The organism is Pseudomonas sp. Pdm06 (genome assembly GCF_014851795.1).
Lineage (GTDB): Bacteria > Pseudomonadota > Gammaproteobacteria > Pseudomonadales > Pseudomonadaceae > Aquipseudomonas > Aquipseudomonas fluorescens_AA.
The window spans coordinates 1-446 of sequence record NZ_JACVAH010000047.1 but is presented as its reverse complement, the minus strand read 5'-3'; the positions used below and the strand labels follow the sequence as shown (position 1 = coordinate 446).

At 66.8% G+C, this 446-nt stretch carries 1 protein-coding gene; it reads right to left on the bottom strand.

Annotation, left to right across the window (positions count from 1 at the left end; genetic code table 11):
- Positions 1–446, bottom strand: a 446-nt coding sequence (locus IB266_RS30495; protein WP_318646616.1) for a carbon starvation CstA family protein, incomplete at both ends; no start/stop codon positions are given.

Here is a 446-nt window from a genome sequence, read left to right as displayed (position 1 = left end):
ATGCGGCCCGGGCGGATGTAGCGCATGTAAATGCCCATGAACATCGCGATCGGGATGGTCGCCATCACCGTGAAGATCCCCCACGGGCTCTCGGCCAGGGCCTTGACCACGATCAGCGCCAGCACCGCGAGGATGATGATCATGATCAGGAAGCAGCCGAACAGCGCGATGGTGCCGGGGATGCGGCCCATTTCCTCGCGCACCATGTCGCCCAGGGAGCGACCGTTGCGGCGGGTGGACAGGAACAGGACCATGAAGTCCTGCACCGCACCGGCCAGCACCACGCCGGCGATCAGCCAGAGCGTGCCGGGCAGGTAGCCCATCTGCGCCGCCAGCACCGGCCCGACCAGCGGCCCCGCGCCGGCAATGGCCGCGAAGTGGTGGCCGAAGAGGATGTGTTTGTTGGTCGGGACGTAGTCCAGGCCATCGTTGTTGAGCACGGCGGG